Below are 19,612 nucleotides of genomic sequence, written 5' to 3'. Positions count from 1 at the left end.
CGAAGAACTACCCCGGGGTCGAAGGGGCGGAGCCCCTGGGGGATGGGACGGGTAGGGGCGGCGGGGGCGAGGAACGTTGGGCGGCTACAGCCAGCCTTTCTCCCGCGCCGTGCGGACCGCTTCCGCTCGGTTGCGGACGGCGAGTTTCTGGATGGCGGTGGAGAGGTAGTTGCGGACGGTGCCCTGGGAGAGGTGGAGGGCGGTGGCCAGTTCGGCGTTGGTGGAGCCGTCGGCCGCCGCGCGGAGGACCTCGCGTTCGCGGTCGGTGAGGGGGTTGGCTCCCTCGGCCAGGGCGGCGGCCGCCAACGTGGGGTCGATGACACGCTCGCCGGCCAGTACCTTCCGTACGGCTTCGGCGAGTTGGGCGGCCGGCGCGTCCTTGACGAGGAAGGCGGCGGCGCCGGCCTCCATCGCGCTGCGCAGATAGCCGGGACGGCCGAAGGTCGTGAGGATGACCAGCTTGAGGCCGGGGAACTCCTTGTGGAGTTCGGCCGCCGCCTCGATACCCGTCTGCCCCGGCATCTCGATGTCGAGGAGCGCGACGTCGACGTCGTGCTCGCGCGCCGCGGCCAGCACCTCGTCCCCGCGCGCCACCTGGGCGACCACCTCGATGTCCGGTTCGAGGCCCAGCAGCGCGGCCAGCGCCTCGCGGACCATCGACTGGTCCTCGGCGAGCAGGACCTTGATCGTGCGGCTCATGCCCCGGATCCTACGGGGTGGCCGGACGGCTCGGCCGGGGCTCCCGTCGGTACTCGGGCGGTCAAGCGGAATCCGTGCCGCACCTTTCCCGCCTCCAGCGATCCCCCCACCTTCTCCAGCCGTTCCATCAGCCCGGTCAGGCCGTTCCCCGGGGTGCCGGAGCCGCCCGAACCGTCGTCCTCCACGGACAGTTCGAGCACGGGCCCGTCGAGCGTCTGGCGTCGGACGAGCTCCACCGCGCAGCGCCGGGCCCCGCTGTGCCGTACGACATTGGTGATCGCCTCGCGCAGTGCCCAGGCCAGAGCGGACTCGCTCTCCTCGGGGACGCCGTCGAGGTCCGGTTCGGCCGGCAGGTCGGCGGTGACGCCCGCCGCGGTCAACGCGACCTGGGCGCCCGCGAGTTCGCCGGCCAGCCGGGGCCTTCGGTAGCCGGTGACCGCCTCGCGGACGTCGACGAGGGCCTGGCGGCTGACCTGTTCGATGTCGGCGACCTGCTGGGCCGCCTTGTCGGGGTGGTCGGGGAGCATCCGGCCGGCCAGTTCGCTCTTCAGCGTGATCAGCGAGAGGGAGTGGCCGAGGAGGTCGTGCAGGTCCCTGGCCAGGCGCAAGCGCTCCTCGTTCGCGGCGAGTTGGGCGACGGTCGCCCGCGCCTTGCGCAACTCCACCGTCGTACGCACCAGTTGCCGTACGCCTGTCATCGCGTAACCGATGAGGACGACGAGGAGGACGAGGTTGCGCGCGTCTCCCTCGCCGCCGTGCAGGCCGACGAGCAGCATCACGGCGGCGGTCAGCGGGATCGTCCAGTACGCCACGCGGAGCGAGAACGTCGTCCCGCAGGCGACGGAGACGTACACGAACAGGCCCAGCCAGGACGGGCCGAGGGTGAGACTCAGCACGGCGGCGAGGGCGCCGAGGCCGATGACCAGGCCGGCGACGACCGCGGTGGCGGCGAACGCCCTGCCCATGTTCCGGAAGACCAGCGTCAGATAGATCCCGACGAAGACCGTCAGGCCCAGCCAGCCGGCCACCGTGGCGGCGGTCGTGTGGTGACCGGAGACCAGGTCGTGGACCGGCGAGCTGAGGAACACCAGCCAGATGACGATCCAGATCGCCTTGCGCAGTGCCTCGCGGATGTTGCGGGGGGACTCCCCCATCCGCATCAGCGGCACCGGCCGGGTCTCGTCGGGCAGCGGGGCTTCCGTCATGGCGTTCACGCCTTCAGCGTGTCCTTCCGGTACAGCCAGGCCGCGCCGCCCGCGAAGAGAGCGAAGTAGACGGCGAGGATGGCGAGGTCCTTCGCGTGCGGGGCGTCGCCCAGTTCGATGGCCTGCCCGAGGGCAGCGTACGCGTGCGTGGGCAGCCACTTCGCGATGTTCTGCAACCAGTCGGGGAAGGTCGTGCTGGGCATCCACAGGCCGCCGAGCATCGACAGACCGAAGTACGTGATCATCGTGATCGGACGGACCGCGTCACCGCTGGCGAGGTAACCGATGGCCACGCCGAGCGCGGCGAAAATGAGGGATCCCGCCCAGATCGCGCCGGTGAGCGCGAGCCACTGCCAGGCGTCCAGGTGGACGTCCTTCACGGTTGCGGCGACCACGAAGACGATGACGATGGACGGCAGGCTGACGACGGCGGCGCTCGCGGTCTTGGCGAGGACGTAGCCGCGCCCGGGCAGGGTGGTCAGCCTGAGCTGCCGTACCCAGCCGCTCTCGCGCTCCTTGGCGATGCGCTCGCTGTTGCCCATCAGGACGGCGGTCAGGGCGCCGAAGGAGGCCATCGAGACCATCATGTACGTCGGGACGGTGAGGCCGGTGCCGTCGACCTTGGTGGTGCTGTCGGCGTTGCCCGCGATCAGCAGGAACAGGGCCGAGGGGTAGATCACCGAGAAGAACAGGAACTTGCGGTTGCGCAGGGCGCGGGTGAGTTCCAGCTTGATCAGACTGTTCATGACTGCTTGGCCTCCTCGGCCTCCGTGATGGCGACGAAGGCCTGCTCCAGGCCGAGTCCGGCCACTTCGAGATTGCGCGGGTAGACGCCGAGCCCGTACACCGCGTGGACGGTCGCGTCGGCGTCGGAGGACTGGATGCGGACGGTCTGGCCGGACCCCGCGGCGGAGCCGTTGTTGGACACCGTGACGGACGTCAGGAAGGGCAGTGCGCGCAGCGCGGCCTCGTCGATCGGGCCCTCCAGGTCGAAGGCGATGCGGCGGGCGCCGGCCTTCGCCTTGATCTCGGCGGCGGTGCCGTCGGCCAGCAGGCGTCCCCGGTGCAGGACCAGCACGCGGTCGGCGATCGCGTCGGCCTCCTCCAGGTAGTGCGTGGCGAACAGGACCGTACGGCCCTGGTCGGCCTGCTCGCGCATGGTGGCCCAGAAGGCCTGGCGGGCGGAGACGTCCATGCCCGTGGTGGGCTCGTCGAGGACGATCAGATCGCTGTCGCCGGCCGTGGCGAGGGCGAAGCGGACGCGCTGTTCCTGGCCGCCGGAGAGCTTGTTGACCTTGCGGTCGGCGATCTGGGTGATGCCGGCGCGGGCCAGCACGTCGGTGGCGCGGTACGGCTTGGGGTGCAGATCGCAGCCGAGCTTCACCAGCTCGGCGACCGTGACCTCGTCCATCAGGCCGCCGCTCTGCAGCATGGCGCCCACCCGGCCGCGGACGATCGCCTCGCGCGGGCTGGTGCCGAAGACGCTCACCGTGCCGCTGTCGGCGTGCTTGAGGCCGAGGAGCAGGTCCAGCGTGGTCGACTTGCCCGCGCCGTTGGGACCCAGCAGGGCGACCGTCTCGCCCGGGTGCAGGTCGAGCGTCAGCCCGTCCACGGCCCGGACGCTCCCGTAGCTCTTGGTCACCGAGGCGAACCCGACCACCGAGGTGGTGGCCCCCGTGGTCCCCGTGGTCCGTGTAGTCGTTGTCATGTGCTCCATCGTGGCGGCGGAGGGGGTGCGCCCGGCAGTGCAGCGTGTCCTGACTCCCGGATGACAGATGTCATACGCCGACGCCCTCCACGCGCGGCTACCCCTGGTTCCGGGTTCCACGGCTCCACCACCGCCGCGGCGGTGAGCGCGCGCCGGCCCGGCAGGGCCTCCAACTCCCGCCCGGTCACGGCATTCCCGCGGTTGTCGGCCAGGACGAGATCGGGCGCGAACCGGGCGGCCGCCTCCCACACCGCCCGGCCGTCCGCACGGTGACTCCGCGATCGTCCGTGAACTCCCACCCCATGCGGCCCACTCGCCCCGGCTCGCTCGATGCCACGTTCCATCGGATCTTGGCGTACGACAAGAGGGCGCCCGGCCATGGAATCCATGGCCGGGCGCCCTCCCGAAGCGCGTTCGCTAGCTGGGGTTGGTGGAGATGGTCACGATGCGGTCGGCGGCCGTCTTGCCGAGCAGTGCCTGGCCGAGGGCCGAGGCCACGTCCTGCGGGCTCACGGCCTTCTTGCTGCCGTCGCCCTTGGTGATCGTGACGCCGTCGAAGGCGCCGCCGTACAGCTTCTTGAGGGTGGCGAGGTCGTAGTGCTGGACGAGCTTGCCGTCGACCGCGCGCACGCTCAGGAACTGCCAGATGGAGTTCTGCGGGCTGAAGGAGATCGTGTGCACGGCGTCCGTGCGGACCGTGACGTTCGCGGACATCGCCGGCTTGGCGAAGGCCTTCATCATCCGGTCGACCTCGGTCTTCGAGATCGTCGGCTGCCGGGTCGTGGTGGCGACCTTCACCGGCGTGGTCGTACCGGACTCCACCTGGGCGCGGTACGCGTCCTCGACGGCCTGCGTCGTCGAGGCGCTGACGTCGATGCCCTTGCCCGCCTTGCCGTACACGGCGACGGCCTTGCCCGCCACGAACTTGATCGTGCCGTCGCTCGCCGAACCGGAGCCGCCCGCGACGCCCTCGAGGGCCGCCTGGAGCTTCTCCTCGTCGACCGGCATCTCGGGCTCGACGACGCGTTCCTGGCCGAACAGCGAGCCGATCACCGACACGGGGTTGTAGTCGCTGCCCGCGGCAGTGCGGACGGTGGCCTGGGTATCGAACTGGAGCCCGGCCTGGTCCGGCTTGAGCGAGACGGTGTCGCCGTCGACCGACAGCTTGAGCGCCTTGTTCGTACTGCTGCCGAAGGCGTCGTCGAGCTTCTTGACGGCCTCGTCGCGGGTGCCGCCGCCGATGTCGACGCCGAGCACGGTGGTGCCCTTGGGCACGTCCGAGTGGTTCATCAGGAGCCCGGCGCCGTAGGCACCGCCACCGATGACGACCACGCCGACGACCAGCAGCGTCAGCTTGCTGCGGCCCTTCTTCTTGGCCGGCTTCGACGAGGCCGCGGGCTTCTGGACCGGCTCGGGCAGCTTCGGCGGGGTGTGCGGCAGCGGGCCGTCGGTGTGCGCGCCCGGCCCGAACGGGGAGTTCTGGGCGGGCGGTACGACGGGGATACCGCTGGTCAGGGTGTGGCCGGAGACATTGTCCCCGGGGCCGCCGTAGCCGCCTGCGCCCGGCTCGGGCGCGGGCTTCTGCGGCGTGAGGATCGCGGTGTCGTCACTGAGACCGCCGCTGAGACCGCCGCGCGGGGTGACATGGGCGCCCGGACCGCCAGGACCGCTCATGCCGCCCGGACCACCGGGACCGCCGCCGGGATACCCGGCGCCCGGGCCCGTACCCGGACCCGCGGCCAGGCTGCCGGGTGCCACTCCCGGACCGGCCGGCGGCACCAGCGGGCCGTCCCCGGTGACCGGACCACCCGTCGGGCCCGCGGGCCCGCCCTCGGAGAAGTACGGCAGGTCGTCACGGCGCCGTTCGCCGCCGTTGCCGGAGCCGGCGGGCGACCCGGCGGACGATCCCACGGCGGGGAAGGAGCCCGTGCTGCTCAGCGCCGCGGAGACGTCGAAGGAGCCGGTGCCGCCGCCATGGCCCGGGGCCACGGGTCCGGCGCCGGTGGCACCGGGCAGCCCGGCACCGTTCGTACCGCCGCCGCCGGGGCGGGGCCCGTTCGCGCCACCGGGCCGGGCACCACCGGGGGCGCCCAGCGGACCGGCACCGTTCGCGGAGCTCGGGCGCGCACCGCCCGGGGCACCAGGACGTCCGCCCTGTGTCCCCGGGGAGCCGGCCCCGCCCGCGGGGCCCGAACCGCCCGGCAGGCCCGCACCGTTGGTGGAGCCGCCTCCCGGCCCGCCCTTGGGCGCACCGGACTTGCGCGGCGCGAACCAGTCGCTCGTCTTCTCCTCGGCCGTGGCGGGTGCCCCGGCGGGGCCGTCCGCGGACGGGGCCGTGGAGGGTGAGGTGGCCGTCGCGGTGGCCGCGCCTATGGGCGAACTCACGCCCGGCGACGCCTCCGCGCGGGTGCCCACGCCGTCGGCACCCTCGGCGGACACAGCGGACCCGTCCGCGTCTGCGACCGGCGTGCGGACGACGACGGGCGGGATGGGCCGCGACCCGGGGATGTTGATCCGGATCCGGGTCGTCAGCGTGGTCTCGGTCTTGCGCTCCTCCGGCGGGTTGCCGGTGGCCGAACGGCCCGCGTCGGCGCCGCTTTCGGAAGCCATGGGGGTCCCGTACGGCGGCGTCCCCGACGGGTACGCGGCTCCACCGCGCCCGTTGGGCCCGGAGGACGAACTGTCAGTTTCACGACTCAAGGCAGGTTCTCCCGGTTGGCTCCGCCGCCCGTTTACTCGACCTCATCTCGGGCAGCTCGGCGGCGCGCACCACCATACTGGCCATGTCCGGCGCGCAAACCTCGCCCGGGAAGGAAACCCCCACGGGACCCGCACCTGTTGGATACGGCGAAGTGGTACGTCACTTGCCAAGTCGGACGTCGGAACGGTCCGGTTGCCGCCCCTGCCCAAGGGTGGCGCACATCACAGCAACTGCCATCCCGCCGAGCAGGAAGAGGTAGGAGACGAGTCCCGCGCCGAAGAGGAAGTCTCCCTCCGGGCGGCTGGCGGTGAGCAGCACGACGGCGACCATCCAGCCGGCCGCGGGCGCGACGGCCCCGGCCCGGGTGCCGGTCGCCCGCGAACCGCCCAGGAAGAGCCCGGCCGCACCCGCGAGCGCGAGCAGCAACCCGCCCGGGAACCAGCCGGATTGCACCAGCGCCCCGGCGGCCCCGACCACCACGCCGAGTACGAAGAGTCCCAGGTAGGCGGCGATCCGCCCGCCCGAGGGCCGGGTCAGGGGCTGGGCGAGCATGCTCCCGCCGCCGTTGTTGCTCGTCACAGGGACACCCCTTCGAACAGGTCCGTCTCGGGCGCCGCCCCGCCGCGCTCGCCGCTCTGGCCTCGGTCCCCGCGTACCAACTCGTAGTACTCGGTGGTGAAGATCGGCTGCGCGAGCTCGTTCGAGAGCGCGAAGTACGGCTCGGCCACCTCGATCTGCGTGGCGTGCGCGCGCATCGCGGCCGCCTTGGCGGCGGCGTACGCGGTGCCGTCGATCTCGGTGGTGATGACCGACTCGTCGACCACGCCGGGTACGTCGTCGATGGCGGCGGCTTCGCCGAAGGGCAGGTCGGGAAGGGCCTCGCACAGGCGCGCGAACGCTTCCTCGGCGACCGTGCGCGGCACCCGGTTCCAGTAGATCTTGGCGATCGGCTGCCCCGCTTCGGCGGCCAGCTCGGCGGCGCGCATGGCGACGCGGTGGGCCTGGATGTGGTCGGGGTGGCCGTAGCCGCCGTCGGGGTCGTAGGTGACGAGGACCTGGGGGCGCACCTCGCGGATCACCGCCACGAGGTCCGCGGCGGCCGCGTCGACGTCGGCGGCCCAGAAGGCGCCCGCGCGGTGGTTCTGCTCCAGGCCCATCATCCCGGAGTCGCGGTAGCGCCCGGGCCCGCCGAGGAACCGGTGGTCGGTGACGCCCAGCTCCTTCATGGCGGCGCTCAGCTCACCGGTCCGGTACGGGCCGAGCCCGCCCTCGCGGTGGGGCTCCAGATGCGCGAGCTCGGGCGGGATGACCTCGCCCTCCTCGCCGAGGGTGCAGGTCACCAGCGTCACATGGGCGCCCTCGGCCGCGTACTTGGCCATGGTCGCGCCGTTGTTGATCGACTCGTCGTCCGGGTGCGCGTGCACCAGGAGCAGACGCCGGTCGGGCAGTTCCGTCATGGAACCACCCTACGAGGCCGCCGCTCAGAACTTGATGCTGCCGATCATCCCCGCGATGTTGGTGGTCAGCTCGCTGATGGTGGGAGCGACCGTCGAGGAGGCGAGATAGAAGCCCAACAGGACACACACGACCGCGTGCCCGCCCTTCAGTCCTGACTTCTTGATCAGGAGAAAGACGATGATCGCCAGCAGCACCACCGCCGAAATCGAGAGTGCCACGGCGGCTCACCTCCAAAGGTCCCAGGGACTTGGGGTCCGGTATGGGGGGTTGGACACGGGTCGGTAAATCCATACAACAGCCAGCAGGTTGATACCCACGCAGCGCTAGTGATCATAACTATCCGTACGCGCGCATCGATCGGCGCACGGCCGCACAAGGGGGCGCATGGCCAATATGGTCGGGGCATGACGACCGAGCCCCTCTCCTTCCCGCGCCGGTACGCCCGCACGCAGCGGTTCACCTCCGGCGCGCCGCGTGCGTTCACCGTGTCTCCCGACGGTTCCCGAGTCGTGTTCCTGCGGTCCGGCTCCGGTACGGACCGCGCCCATCAGCTGTGGGTTCTCGATGTGGCTCAGGGCGCGGAGCGCGTCGCGGCCGACCCGGCGGCGCTGCTCGGCGGCGCCACCGAGCATCTGCCACCGGAGGAGCGGGCGCGCCGCGAGCGCAGCCGCGAGGGCGGTGCCGGGATCGTCGGCTACGCCACCGACACGGCGGTCGAGTTGGCCTCTTTTGCCTTGTCAGGGCGGCTTTTCACGGCGGAGCTGCGGGCCGGCACGGCACGTGAACTCCGCGTCCCCGGACCGGTGATCGACCCGCGCCCCTCGCCCGACGGACGGCTCGTCGCGTACGTCGCCGGGGGCGCCCTGCGGGTCGTCGGCGCCGAGGGCGGGGACGACCGGGCGCTCGCGGAGCCGGAGCCCGCGGCGGATCCGGCGTCGGTTTCCTATGGATTGGCTGAGTTCATCGCGGCCGAGGAGATGGGGCGTTCGCGCGGCTTCTGGTGGTCGCCGGAGAGCGACCGGCTGCTCGTCGCGCGGGTCGACGACACGCCCGTACAGCGTTGGTGGATCTCCGATCCGGCGCGTCCGGAGAGCGATCCGCAGCGGGTCGCGTACCCGGTGGCGGGCAGCGCCAACGCGGACGTACGGCTCTTCGTCATCGCCCTCGACGGGGTGCGCACGGAGGTCGTGTGGGACCGCGCGCGCTACCCGTATCTGGCGCATGTGCACTGGTCAGCGGCGGGTGCTCCGCTGATTCTGGTGCAGGCGCGGGACCAGCGCAGCCAGCTGTTCCTGGCGGTGAACCCGGACACCGGGACGACCCGGATGGTGCACGCGGACGAAGATCCACAATGGCTGGATCTTTTCGCCGGCGTGCCGTGCTGGAGCCCCGGCGGGCAGCTCGTGCGGATCGCCGACGAGGGCGGCGCCCGGGTGCTCGCCTTCGGTGAACGCCCGCTGACGGGGCCGCAGTTGCATGTGCGCGCGGTGCTCGACGTCTCGGACGACGATGTGCTGATCGCGGCGTCGGCCGGCGAGGCCGCGGCGACCCCGGAGACCGGCGAGGTGCATGTGTACCGCGTCAACGAGCTCGGCATGGAGCGCGTCTCGCACGAGCCCGGCGTGCACTCGGCGGTGCGCGCCGGAGGCGTGACCGTGCTCGTCTCGTCGGTGCTCGACCAGCCGGGCGCCCAGGTGCAGGTGCTGCGCGAGGGGAAGCGGGCGGCGACTGTACTGTCGTACGCCGAACATCCCGGTTTGTCCCCGCGCGTGACGCTCACGCAGGGGGGCGCACGGAAAATCCCATGCGCCGTGCTTATGCCTACTGACTACGACGGCGACAATCCCCTACCGGTCCTCATGGACCCCTACGGCGGTCCGCACGGCCCCCGGGTGCTGGCCGCGCACAACGCGCACCTCACCTCGCAGTGGTTCGCCGACCAGGGCTTCGCGGTGATCGTCGCCGACGGACGGGGCACCCCCGGCCGCTCCCCCGCCTGGGAGAAGGCGGTCCGCGACGACTTCACGCTCTCCCTCGACGACCAGGTCGACGCGCTGCACGGCCTCGCCGGGACCTTCCCGCTGGACCTCTCCCGGGTGGCGATCCGCGGCTGGTCCTACGGCGGCTGGCTCGCGGGGCTCGCCGTGCTGCGCCGCCCCGACGTCTTCCACGCGGGCATCGCGGGCGCCCCGGTCGCGGACTGGCGGCTGTACGACACCCACTACACGGAGCGGTACCTCGGTGACCCGGCGGCGGCCCCGGCGACGTACGCCAGGAGTTCACTGATCACCGACGACGGGCTCTCCGCGCCCGCCGAGCCGCACCGGCCGCTGATGATCGTGCACGGCCTCGCCGACGACAACGTGGTGGTGGCGCACGCCCTGCGGCTCTCCTCGGCGCTGCTGGCCGCGGGCCGCCCGCACGAGGTGCTGCCGCTGTCCGGTGTCACGCACATGACCCCGCAGGAGCAGGTCGCCGAGAACCTGCTGCTGCTCCAGGTGGACTTCCTGAAGCGGTCGCTGGGCCTGGCGTAGCCGGAACGGCAACGGACCGGGGCGACATGGCGCGCCCCGGTCCGTTTACGGCACCCGCACGGCCGTACGTTGTTCAGATTGACGCGTCCGTATATCGAGATCGGGTCGGCTAAGTTGCCTGCGTGTTAACGCAGTTGGTGCACATATGTACGGCTATTTCACCCCGTCAACATGATCGTCTGGTGGCTCCTCCGGCGGCACCACCTGCTTCTCCTCCGCGAAGTGACAGGCCGAGTCGTGCGCGGCCGGGCCCTCGCTGAGCCGGAATTCCGCGGGCACCGCGAGCAGCGGCACCTCCAGCGTGCACCGCTCCTGCGCCTTCCAGCAGCGGGTGCGGAAGCGGCATCCGGAGGGGATGTTCGCCGGAGAGGGCACATCGCCGGTGAGGATGATCCGCTCCCGGTGCTCCCTGGCCTCCGGGTCGGGCACGGGCACGGCGGAGAGCAGCGCCTGGGTGTAGGGGTGCGTCGGGTGGTCGTAGATCTCGGCGTCCTTGCCGGTCTCCACGATCCGCCCGAGGTACATCACGCCGACCCGGTCGGAGATGTGCCGCACGATCGACAGGTCGTGCGCGATGAAGACGAAACTCAGGTCGAACTCGTCCTGGAGCCGGTCCAGCAGGTTGATCACCTGGGCCTGCACGGAGACGTCGAGCGCGGAGACCGGTTCGTCGGCGACGATGATCTCGGGGCGCAGCGCCAGCCCGCGCGCGATGCCGATGCGCTGGCGCTGGCCGCCGGAGAACTGGTGCGGGTAGCGGTTGATGTACTCCGGGTTGAGCCCGACCACGTCGAGCAGGTCCTGGACCTTCCGCCGGCGGTCGCCCTTGGGCGCGACCTCGGAATGGATCTCGTACGGCTCCCCGATGATGTCGCCGACGGTCATGCGCGGGTTGAGCGAGGTGTACGGGTCCTGGAAGACCATCTGGATGTTGCGGCGTACCGCCTTGAGGGCCTTGGCGGACAGCCGGGTGATGTCCTCGCCCTTGTACTTGATCGTCCCGGCGGTCGGCTTCTCCAGGTTGACCAGCATCTTGGCGACCGTGGACTTGCCGCAGCCGGACTCGCCGACGATGCCGAGGGTCTCACCGCGGTCGAGGTGGAAGTCGACGCCGTCGACGGCCTTGACCGCGCCGATCTGCTTCTTGAAGAGGATGCCCTGGGTGAGGGGGTAGTACTTGAACAGGCCACTGACCTCGAGAATCGTCTCAGGCATCGGACTCTCCCCCCGCGTTCGCGCCCCCGTCACCGGCGCCCCGGTCGCTCGCGGCATCGAGCGTCTCCCTCCAGAAGAAGCAGGCGCTCCTGCGGACCCCTTCCGGACCGTCCACCTCCGCGAGCGGCGGCACCTCGCTCCGGCAGATGTCCTGGGCCATCGGGCAGCGCGGGTTGAAGGCGCAGCCCGGCGGGATGTGCATCAGGTTCGGTGGCAGGCCCTTGATCGCGTAGAGCTCCTTGCCCTTCTGATCGAGCCGCGGGATCGACTCCAGGAGCCCCTTGGTATAGGGGTGCGCCGGGGCCTTGTAGATGTCGTGGACCGGCGCCGACTCGATGATCCTGCCCGCGTACATCACCGCGATGTGGTCGGCGACGTCCGCGACCACGCCGAGGTCGTGGGTGATGAGGATGAGCCCCATGTGGAGCTCGCGCTGCAACTCGGCGAGGAGGTCCATGACCTGGGCCTGGACGGTGACGTCGAGCGCGGTGGTCGGTTCGTCGGCGATGATCAGCGCGGGTTCGAGCGCCAGCGCCATGGCGATCATGATGCGCTGGCGCATCCCGCCGGAGAACTGGTGCGGATAGTCGCGCACCCGGTCGGCGGCGGCCGGGATCCGTACCCGGTCCATCAGCTCGATCGCCTTGGCCCGGGCGTCCTTCCTCGACATCCCGCGGTGCGCGGTGAACATCTCGCCGAGCTGGTCGCCGACGCTGAGCACGGGGTTCAGGGAGGACAGCGCGTCCTGGAAGATCATCGCCATCTCGGCGCCGCGCACCTTGCGCCGCTCGTCCTCCTTGAGCTTCAGCAGGTCCTTGCCCTGGAAGAGGATCTCGCCGCCGGTGATCCTGCCGGGCGGCATGTCGAGGATGCCCATCACGGCCTGCGCGGTCACCGACTTGCCGGAACCGGACTCGCCGAGCACGGCGAGCGTCTCGCCCTCGTCCACGCTGTAGTTGACGCCGTTGACGGCCTTGGCGACCCCGTCCCGGGTCCGGAACTCCACGTGCAGATCGCGCACTTCGAGCAGCACCGCGGTCACCTCAGCTTCGGGTCGAGGGCGTCGCGCACCGCGTCGCCGAGCATGATGAACGCCAGGACGGTGATCGCGAGGGCGCCGGCGGGCCACAGCAGCATGTGCGGGGCGTTGCGGATGTAGGCGGAGGCCGAGGAGATGTCGATGCCCCAGCTGACCGTCGGGGGCTTCAGGCCGACGCCGAGGTAGGAGAGCGTCGCCTCCAGCGAGATGTACGTGCCGAGCGCGATGGTGGCGACGACGATGACCGGCGCGACGGCGTTGGGCGTGATGTGCCGCAGCATCAGCCGGGAGTTGGAGGCGCCGAGGGCGCGGGCGGCCTGGACGTAGTCGTTCTGCTTGGTGGTGATGACGGAGCCGCGCGCGATGCGGGAGATCTGCGGCCAGCCGAGCAGCACCATGAACCCGATGACCGGCCAGATCGTATTGCTGGTCACCACGGAGAGGAGGACCAGACCGCCGAGGACCACGGGGATCGCGAAGAAGATGTCGGTGATGCGGGACAGGAACGAGTCCCCCAGCCCGCCGAAGAACCCGGCGAGCATGCCGAGCACCGAGCCGAGGATCGCGACACCGAGGGTGGCGCAGACGCCGACGCTGATCGAGACGCGGGTTCCGTACACCGTCCGCGTGTAGACGTCGCAGCCCTGGCCGTCGAAGCCGAAGGGGTGTCCGGGCTGCGAGCCCTCCTGGGCCTTGGCGAGGTCGCACTGGAGCGGGTTCCCGGAGGCGATCAGGGAGGGCCAGAGGGAGATGACGACCAGGAAGAGAATGACGAGCCCGGAGAGGATGAAGACGGGGTTGCGGCGCAGGTCGCGCCAGGCGTCGGACCAGAGCGATCGCGGCTTCTCCTGCGGACCCGTGCCTTCCGGTCCGCCGGGGGTCTTCTCCAGGGTCTCGGCCTCGCTGGTGCCGAGGTCCATGGTGCCCCCAAAGCCGGTCGGCGCGATGGCGAGGTCGTCCGGGGGAGGCCCCACCGGCCTCTCAGGCACCCCAGGACCACGGGATCCCCCAGGCCCCCCAGGCCCCCCAGGCCCGTCCGGCTCGTACGGCGGCTGCTCAGGCATAGCGGATCCTCGGGTCGAGTACGGCGTAGAGGAGGTCGACGAGCAGGTTGGCGACCAGGAAGACGAGGACGAGGATGGTCACGAAGCCGACCACGGTCTGGGTGTTCTGCCGGAGGATCCCCTGGTAGAGCTGGAAGCCGACGCCGTGGATGTTGAAGATCCGCTCGGTGACGATCGCGCCGCCCATCAGCGCGCCGATGTCGGTGCCGATGAAGGTGACCACGGGGATCAGCGAGTTGCGCAGCAGATGCTTGGTGATCACCCGGCGCCGGGGCAGGCCCTTGGCGATGGCGGTACGGACGTAGTCGGACCGCTTGTTCTCCGCGATGGAGGTCCGGGTCAGCCGGGTCACGTAGGCGAGGGAGACCGAGGCCAGCACCAGGCCCGGCACGATCAGTTCGCCGAACGTGGCATCCCCGGAGACCGAGGGGTCGATCCAGTGCCATTTGACGCCGAGCACCAGCTGGAGCAGCAGACCGGTGACGAAGATCGGCACCGAGATGACGACCAGGGTGAGCAGCAGCACGCCCGTGTCGACCGGCCGGCCGCGGCGCAGGCCGGTGATGACGCCGAGCGTGATGCCGATGACGATCTCGAAGAGGATCGCGACGATCGTCAGCCGGATGGTGACCGGGAAGGCGGAGGCCATCAGCTCGGTGACCGGCTGCCCGTTGAAGGCGGTGCCGAAGTCGCCGGTGAAGATGTGGCCCAGGTAGGTGAGGTACTGCTGCCACACGGGCTTGTCGAGGCCGAACTCCTTGCGCAGCTGGGCGGCCGTCGCGGGGTCGCACTGCTTGTCGCCGCACAGGCCCGCGATGGGGTCGCCCATCACGTTCACCATCAGGAAGATCAGCAGTGTGGCGCCGATGAAGACCGGGATCATCTGCAGCAGACGCCGGATTACGTACCGTCCCATGAGGGGGCTCCGGAGGTAGTACGGGGCGAGCGCCGGGGTTCGTCTCGAAAGAAGCGCGCTCGCCCCGTGGACGGTTCAGCTGACCTTGATCTCGTTGTAGACGGGGACGCTGAACTGGTTGAGCGCCACGTTGGAGATGTTCTCCGAGTAGCCGGCGCTGCCGTTCTGGTACCAGAGCGGGATGGCGGCCATGTTGTCCCGGACGACCCCTTCGGCCTGCTGGAAGAGCTTGATGGCCTTGGCCGTGTCGGTCTCCGCGTTCGCCTGGTCGACGAGGTTGTCGAAGTCCTTGTTGGACCACTTGCCGTCGTTGGAGGAGGCGTTCGTGTAGTAGAGCGGCTGCAGGAAGTTCTGGATCAGCGGGTAGTCCATCTGCCAGCCGGCCCGGAACGGGCCGGGCATCTTGTGCTGGCCGATCTGGTTGCGGAAGTCGGCGAAGGTGCCGATCGGGTTGCCGACGCAGGCCTTGTCGTTGCCGAGCGCGTTGTTGATGGAGTTGCAGACGGCGTCGATCCACTCCTTGTGGGAGCCGGTGTCCGCGTTGTACGAGATCTTGATCTGTCCGCCGGGCAGACCGCCGCCCTCCTCGATCAGCTTCTTGGCCTGGGTCGGGTTGTACTCGCAGGAGTCGCCGCACAGCCCGTCCTGGAAGCCGCCGTCCGTACCGAGCACCGGTGAGGTCCAGTCGGTGGCCGGGGTGCGGGTCTTCTGGAAGATCGTGTCGGTGATCTGCGCGCGGTTGATCGCCATGGACAGGCCCTGGCGGACCTTCACCGCCCCGCTGGTGTCCCACTTCTCGTCATAGAACGGGAAAGCCAGCGTCTGGATGATCCCGGCCGGTGTATTGATGTAGCGACCGCCGAGGTCGCTCTTCACGTTCTTCAGCTGAGAGGCGGGCACGTCGTCGACGAGGTCGAGGTTGCCGGCCAGCAGGTCGGTGTAGGCGGTGTTGTTGTCGGTGTAGACCTTGAGGGTCACGCCGCCGTTCTGGGCCTTGTCGTCGCCGGGGTAGCCGTCCCACTTCTTGAGGGACATCCCCGAGCCCTTGGTGTAGGTGTCGATGGTGTACGGGCCGTTGCCGACGGGCTTCTTGACCCAGGCCGCGTGGTCGTCGAAGAACGCGGCGGGCAGCGGCGCGTAGGCCACGTAGCCGAGGGTGTCGGGGAACGTCGAGAACTTCTGGTTGAGCTTGACGGTGAAGGTGTTCGTGCCGGTCACCGCGAGCCCGGAGAGGGTGTCGGCGGTCTGCTGGCTGCCGTCCTCCGGGTGGACCTTGTCGTAGCCCTCGATGTACCCGAAGAAGTACGCGTTCTTCTGGTTGTTCTTGAGGCTGGCCCCGTAGTTCCACGCGTCGACGAAGGACTTCGCGGTGACGGCCTCGCCGTTGCTGAACTTCCAGCCGTCCTTGACGGTGATGGTGAAGTTCTGCGAGTCCGAGGTGTCGATCTTGTCGGCCAGCATGTTCTCGGCCGCGCCGGTCTTGGCGTCGTACCGCTTCAGACCGCGGAAGATCATGTCGAGGACCTTGCCGCCCTGCACCTCATTGGTGTTGGCCGGCTCCAGCGGGTTCTGCGGGTCGCCCCAGGAGGAAGTGAGCACCCCGGAGCCGTTGCCACCACCACCGCCGCCGCCCCCTCCGCCCCCGCAGGCGGTTGCCGCGAGGGCTACTGCCGCCGCGCATGCGGCCCATCTGGCGTGCGTGGCTCCACGCATGGAGTGCCTCCTCAAGATTGCGCTGTGCCTTTAGCGCCCAATATCGGCGCATACAGGGCGCATCGCACATTCACCCCACCCTTCCGGGTGACGGCACCACTCGGATGCATCCGGACGCGGCCACTCCGGATGATCAGCGCAATGGATCTTCGTCGTTCGATGCGGAACCGTTGGATTTCGTGCACCAGATGTACGCATTCCGAGACTCCGGCGTCCGCTTATCGAACTCCTTGCCCGTTTAGCGCAGTTGGCCCGATTCTGGACACGGAACGGCCACAGTGCGCTACACGCGTAGTTACGCTAAGGTCAAGTCCAGGCAAAGAAGGTAAAGAGAAACCCAAGGGGGTCGAGAATTTATTGACCTTGAATGAATTGCGTTGAAAAAGTCCGGCGTAGCCCGTAGGGAGCGCCCTGCGGAGCCCTTGACGTCCTTCGGGCCTGGAGCACCATGACCCCCCCTACTCCTTCCGCGGCCGCCCCGCTTGAGGTGACCGACGAGACCGAGAAAACCTCGGCTCCGTCTTCCACCCCCAAGGGCTCGGAGAGTCGCTCCCCTGGACGACTCGCCTGGAAGCGGTTCAAACGCGACCGCACGGGCGTCATATCGGCCTATATCGTGATCTTCTTCTTCGCGATCGCGATCTGCGCCCCGCTGATATCGAAGCTGTACGGCAAGGACCCGTACACCACGTACGCGAGCCAGCGGCCGGAACTCCTCGACGCCTTCTCCTACCCCTCGGGTCCGAACGGCGGGATGAGCTCGGAGTTCTGGTTCGGCATCGAGCCGCAGCTGGGCCGGGACGTCTTCACGTACCTGCTGTACGGCATCCGGACCTCACTGGGCCTCGCCGTGGCCGCCACCCTGCTGACCACCGTCGTCGGCGTGATCATCGGCATCACCGCGGGCTACCTGGGCGGCAAGACCGACTATTTCGTCGGCCGGATCATCGACATCGTCCTGTCGTTCCCGTCCACGCTGTTCTTCATCGCCTTCATGCCGGTGGTGTACGGGCTGTTCGTCGCCCCTGACGACAACATCCCCACTTCTCTGCGGGCCGTCTCCCTGATCCTCGTCCTCTCCGCCTTCGGCTGGGCCTCCATCGCCCGACTGCTGCGCGGCCAGGTACTCGGTCTGCGTGAGCGGGAGTACATCGAGGCGGCCAAGGTCACCGGCGCCTCCCCGCGGCGCATCGTGTTCAAGGAACTGCTGCCCAACCTGTGGACACCGATCATCATCCAGTCCACTCTCATGCTGCCGGCCTACGTGACCGCGGAAGCGGGTCTGTCCTTCCTCGGCGTCGGCATCATCGACCCGACCCCGGACTGGGGCGTCATGATCCAGCGCGGCGCGCAGTTCTACACCGAGGACCTCACCTTCATGCTCTTCCCGGGCCTCTCGATGGTGATCTTCGTCCTCGCCTTCAACCTGCTCGGCGACTCGGTGCGCGACGCGCTCGACCCGAAGTCCAAGCGGTAGCCACCCCGTTCCACCCGGCCAGTTCAATGTCGTCCGGCCGGCTTCATCCGTCCCGATCGTCCATATAAGGCAGGCTTATCCATGTCTTTCTCCCGTAGAAACTTCCTGATCGCGACCGGCGTGGTCGCGGCCTCGTCGTCCCTCCTGACCGCCTGTGGCGGCGGCAGCGACAACAAGTCGACCCGCAAGGTCCCCAAGGTCAGCGGCTCCAAGACCCAGGAGATCCCGGTCGGCACCAAGGCCGACTCGACCGGCCCGGCGCCGGAGGTCACGGGAGCGGTCAAGGGCGGGACGATCTACTCGCTCGACCAGTTCGACATGGACCACCTGGACCCGGCGCAGATCTACGTCTCCACCGAGGGCGCCATCACCGTCCCGATCCTGCGTGGCCTCACCGGCTACAAGATCGACGACAAGGGCGGCGCCACCCTGGTCGGCGACGCGGCCACGGACGCGGGCACGATGAAGGACGGCGGCAAGACCTGGACCTTCACCCTGAAGGACGGTCTGAAGTGGGAGGACGGCACGGACATCTCCGAGGCCGACCTGCGCCACACCTTCGAGCGCCTCTTCGCCACCTTCGTCACCGAGGGTCCCCGCTACGTCCAGCAGTGGCTGGTCGGCGGCGACAAGTACAAGGGCCCTTACGACGGCAAGTCCCTGGACTCCATCGCGGTCGACGGCAAGACCATCACGTTCAGCCTCACCGAGGCGCGCACCGACTTCAACTTCACGCTGGCCATGCGTGCTTACTCCCTGGTGAACAAGAAGCACGACACCAAGGAGAAGTACGACAAGAAGCCCTTCTCCTGCGGCCCGTACAAGATCGGCGCCCGCAGCATCGGCAAGTCGCTCACCTACGTGCGCAACGAGCACTGGGACCCGAAGACCGACTCGATCCGCAACAACTACCCGGACAAGTACGTCTTCCAGTTCGGCTTCGAGCCGCTGGCCTCGACCGACCGCTACGTCGCGGACTCGGGCAACGACCAGTACGCGATGTCGATCTTCAACGAGGTCGCCCCGGAGCGCATCGCCTCGGTCCTGACCAACGCCAAGCTCAAGAAGCGCGTGCTCACCGAGGTCGACACGGTCACCTACTACTGGCCGATCAACACGACCCGCATCACGGACGTCAAGGTCCGTCAGGCCATCAACTGGGCCTGGCCGCACCAGCAGCTGCAGACGATCCGCGGCGGCGCCTCCACCAGCGAGCTGGCCTCCACCATCCTCTCGCCGGTGACCCCGGGCTACCAGAAGTTCGACCTGTACGGCGTGACCACGAAGCCCGGCGGCGACGCGGCCAAGGCCAAGGCCCTGCTGAAGGAAGCCGGCAAGGAGGGCCAGAAGCTGGTCATCGCCTACCAGGCCTCGGACAACGCGCAGAAGCAGGCCGTCGCGATCAAGAACGCTCTGGAGGCGGCCGGCTTCACGGTCGTCAACAAGCAGGTCGACAAGTCGACCTTCTACACCCAGATCGGCAAGATCGACAACGACTACGACCTGTTCGCCGCCGGCTGGAGCCCGGACTGGCCGAACGGTTACTCGGTCTTCTTCCCGTGCTGGAGCGGCAAGAACATCGGCGACGGCCGCAGCAACTACGCCCAGCTGAACGACCCGACGATCAACAAGGCGATCGACGCGGCCGCCAAGATCACGGACGTCGCCGCGGCCAACAAGGCCTGGGGCAACATCGACCGCCAGATCATGGAGACCGCCGCCGTGGTCCCGGACTACCACTCCATCCGCAACTGGATGTACGGATCCAAGGTCGGAAACGTCATCTACGACAGCGGCAACACCTGCGTCGCGCTCTGCAAGCTCTACGCGATGAGCTAAGCCGTACGACCCTGGGGGCGGCCGTTCGCCCGGCCGCCCCCTCC

General features: G+C 69.4%; 16 protein-coding genes. 3 read left to right on the top strand and 13 right to left on the bottom strand.

What is annotated here, in order from left to right; all coding sequences use genetic code 11:
• Positions 1-84: 84 nt before the first annotated feature.
• The 8 genes from AB5J50_RS32715 to AB5J50_RS32680 form a co-directional block, all read right to left on the bottom strand.
• Complete coding sequence (locus AB5J50_RS32715) at positions 85-699, bottom strand: response regulator transcription factor (protein ID WP_327431513.1); 615 nt, start codon at positions 697-699, stop codon at positions 85-87.
• The gene (locus AB5J50_RS32710) at positions 696-1,904 is read right to left on the bottom strand and encodes a sensor histidine kinase (protein WP_369265580.1); all 1,209 of its coding nucleotides are present in this window, start codon (positions 1,902-1,904) and stop codon (positions 696-698) included. Before AB5J50_RS32710 ends, AB5J50_RS32715 begins: the two co-directional genes overlap by 4 nt.
• Positions 1,905-1,909: 5 nt before the next feature.
• Entirely contained in the window at positions 1,910-2,650 is a 741-nt protein-coding gene (locus AB5J50_RS32705; RefSeq protein ID WP_327431512.1) for an ABC transporter permease, read from the bottom strand.
• The gene (locus AB5J50_RS32700; protein WP_369261838.1) at positions 2,647-3,621 is read right to left on the bottom strand and encodes an ABC transporter ATP-binding protein; all 975 of its coding nucleotides are present in this window, start codon (positions 3,619-3,621) and stop codon (positions 2,647-2,649) included. Before AB5J50_RS32700 ends, AB5J50_RS32705 begins: the two co-directional genes overlap by 4 nt.
• A gap of 408 nt (positions 3,622-4,029) precedes the next feature.
• A complete protein-coding gene (locus tag AB5J50_RS32695; RefSeq protein ID WP_369261836.1) occupies positions 4,030-6,312 on the bottom strand; it encodes a hypothetical protein in 2,283 nt (760 codons plus the stop codon).
• Positions 6,313-6,472: 160 nt separating this feature from the next.
• Positions 6,473-6,865 carry a DUF6113 family protein gene (locus tag AB5J50_RS32690; RefSeq protein ID WP_369265579.1) on the bottom strand — a complete coding sequence of 131 codons (393 nt, stop codon included), beginning with the start codon at positions 6,863-6,865 and terminating at the stop codon, positions 6,473-6,475.
• A gap of 23 nt (positions 6,866-6,888) precedes the next feature.
• Entirely contained in the window at positions 6,889-7,770 is an 882-nt protein-coding gene (gene mshB, locus AB5J50_RS32685) for an N-acetyl-1-D-myo-inositol-2-amino-2-deoxy-alpha-D-glucopyranoside deacetylase (RefSeq protein ID WP_369261835.1), read from the bottom strand.
• Between the two features lie 24 nt (positions 7,771-7,794).
• Complete coding sequence (locus tag AB5J50_RS32680) at positions 7,795-7,989, bottom strand: hypothetical protein (RefSeq protein WP_030038342.1); 195 nt, start codon at positions 7,987-7,989, stop codon at positions 7,795-7,797.
• A 186-nt stretch (positions 7,990-8,175) separates the two neighbouring features.
• Here AB5J50_RS32680 and AB5J50_RS32675 point away from each other — a divergent pair, with 186 nt between their 5' ends.
• Positions 8,176-10,305: a prolyl oligopeptidase family serine peptidase gene (locus AB5J50_RS32675; protein WP_369261833.1), complete on the top strand. Its 2,130-nt coding sequence runs from the start codon at positions 8,176-8,178 to the stop codon at positions 10,303-10,305.
• Positions 10,306-10,458: 153 nt separating this feature from the next.
• Here AB5J50_RS32675 and AB5J50_RS32670 read toward each other — a convergent pair whose 3' ends face one another.
• From AB5J50_RS32670 to AB5J50_RS32650, 5 genes are all read right to left on the bottom strand, one after another.
• Complete coding sequence (locus AB5J50_RS32670; RefSeq protein ID WP_327431505.1) at positions 10,459-11,520, bottom strand: dipeptide ABC transporter ATP-binding protein; 1,062 nt, start codon at positions 11,518-11,520, stop codon at positions 10,459-10,461.
• A complete protein-coding gene (locus tag AB5J50_RS32665) occupies positions 11,513-12,553 on the bottom strand; it encodes an ABC transporter ATP-binding protein (RefSeq protein ID WP_369261831.1) in 1,041 nt (346 codons plus the stop codon). The genes AB5J50_RS32670 and AB5J50_RS32665 overlap by 8 nt, the downstream gene beginning before the upstream one ends.
• A gap of 5 nt (positions 12,554-12,558) precedes the next feature.
• The gene (locus AB5J50_RS32660; RefSeq protein ID WP_369265578.1) at positions 12,559-13,479 is read right to left on the bottom strand and encodes an ABC transporter permease; all 921 of its coding nucleotides are present in this window, start codon (positions 13,477-13,479) and stop codon (positions 12,559-12,561) included.
• Positions 13,480-13,615: 136 nt separating this feature from the next.
• Positions 13,616-14,539 carry an ABC transporter permease gene (locus AB5J50_RS32655; RefSeq protein ID WP_327431503.1) on the bottom strand — a complete coding sequence of 308 codons (924 nt, stop codon included), beginning with the start codon at positions 14,537-14,539 and terminating at the stop codon, positions 13,616-13,618.
• A 75-nt stretch (positions 14,540-14,614) separates the two neighbouring features.
• Positions 14,615-16,252, bottom strand: a complete 1,638-nt coding sequence (locus AB5J50_RS32650; RefSeq protein WP_369261829.1) for an ABC transporter substrate-binding protein — start codon at positions 16,250-16,252, stop codon at positions 14,615-14,617.
• Between the two features lie 448 nt (positions 16,253-16,700).
• Here AB5J50_RS32650 and AB5J50_RS32645 point away from each other — a divergent pair, with 448 nt between their 5' ends.
• Both AB5J50_RS32645 and AB5J50_RS32640 read left to right on the top strand, forming a co-directional pair.
• Complete coding sequence (locus AB5J50_RS32645) at positions 16,701-17,729, top strand: ABC transporter permease (RefSeq protein ID WP_327431501.1); 1,029 nt, start codon at positions 16,701-16,703, stop codon at positions 17,727-17,729.
• A gap of 81 nt (positions 17,730-17,810) precedes the next feature.
• Positions 17,811-19,568 (top strand): ABC transporter substrate-binding protein, encoded by a 1,758-nt coding sequence (locus AB5J50_RS32640; RefSeq protein ID WP_369261827.1) that lies wholly within the window; start codon positions 17,811-17,813, stop codon positions 19,566-19,568.
• Positions 19,569-19,612 lie beyond the last annotated feature (44 nt).

The sequence above is a fragment of the Streptomyces sp. R35 genome (assembly GCF_041053035.1).
GTDB lineage: Bacteria > Actinomycetota > Actinomycetes > Streptomycetales > Streptomycetaceae > Streptomyces > Streptomyces lutosisoli.
The sequence above is the reverse complement of the archived record's forward strand: the minus strand, read 5'-3'. Positions and strand labels throughout refer to the sequence as shown.

Bases quoted from the DNA above. Each gene is read 5' to 3' on its own strand.
- AB5J50_RS32715 (WP_327431513.1), bottom strand. From the start codon at position 699: ATGAGCCGCACGATCAAGGTCCTGCTCGCCGAGGACCAGTCGATGGTC.
- AB5J50_RS32710 (WP_369265580.1), bottom strand. From the start codon at position 1,904: ATGACGGAAGCCCCGCTGCCCGACGAGACCCGGCCGGTGCCGCTGATG.
- AB5J50_RS32705 (WP_327431512.1), bottom strand. From the start codon at position 2,650: ATGAACAGTCTGATCAAGCTGGAACTCACCCGCGCCCTGCGCAACCGC.
- AB5J50_RS32700 (WP_369261838.1), bottom strand. From the start codon at position 3,621: ATGGAGCACATGACAACGACTACACGGACCACGGGGACCACGGGGGCC.
- AB5J50_RS32690 (WP_369265579.1), bottom strand. From the start codon at position 6,865: ATGCTCGCCCAGCCCCTGACCCGGCCCTCGGGCGGGCGGATCGCCGCC.
- mshB (WP_369261835.1), bottom strand. From the start codon at position 7,770: ATGACGGAACTGCCCGACCGGCGTCTGCTCCTGGTGCACGCGCACCCG.
- AB5J50_RS32675 (WP_369261833.1), top strand. From the start codon at position 8,176: ATGACGACCGAGCCCCTCTCCTTCCCGCGCCGGTACGCCCGCACGCAG.
- AB5J50_RS32670 (WP_327431505.1), bottom strand. From the start codon at position 11,520: ATGCCTGAGACGATTCTCGAGGTCAGTGGCCTGTTCAAGTACTACCCC.
- AB5J50_RS32660 (WP_369265578.1), bottom strand. From the start codon at position 13,479: ATGGACCTCGGCACCAGCGAGGCCGAGACCCTGGAGAAGACCCCCGGC.
- AB5J50_RS32655 (WP_327431503.1), bottom strand. From the start codon at position 14,539: ATGGGACGGTACGTAATCCGGCGTCTGCTGCAGATGATCCCGGTCTTC.
- AB5J50_RS32650 (WP_369261829.1), bottom strand. From the start codon at position 16,252: ATGCGTGGAGCCACGCACGCCAGATGGGCCGCATGCGCGGCGGCAGTA.
- AB5J50_RS32645 (WP_327431501.1), top strand. From the start codon at position 16,701: ATGACCCCCCCTACTCCTTCCGCGGCCGCCCCGCTTGAGGTGACCGAC.
- AB5J50_RS32640 (WP_369261827.1), top strand. From the start codon at position 17,811: ATGTCTTTCTCCCGTAGAAACTTCCTGATCGCGACCGGCGTGGTCGCG.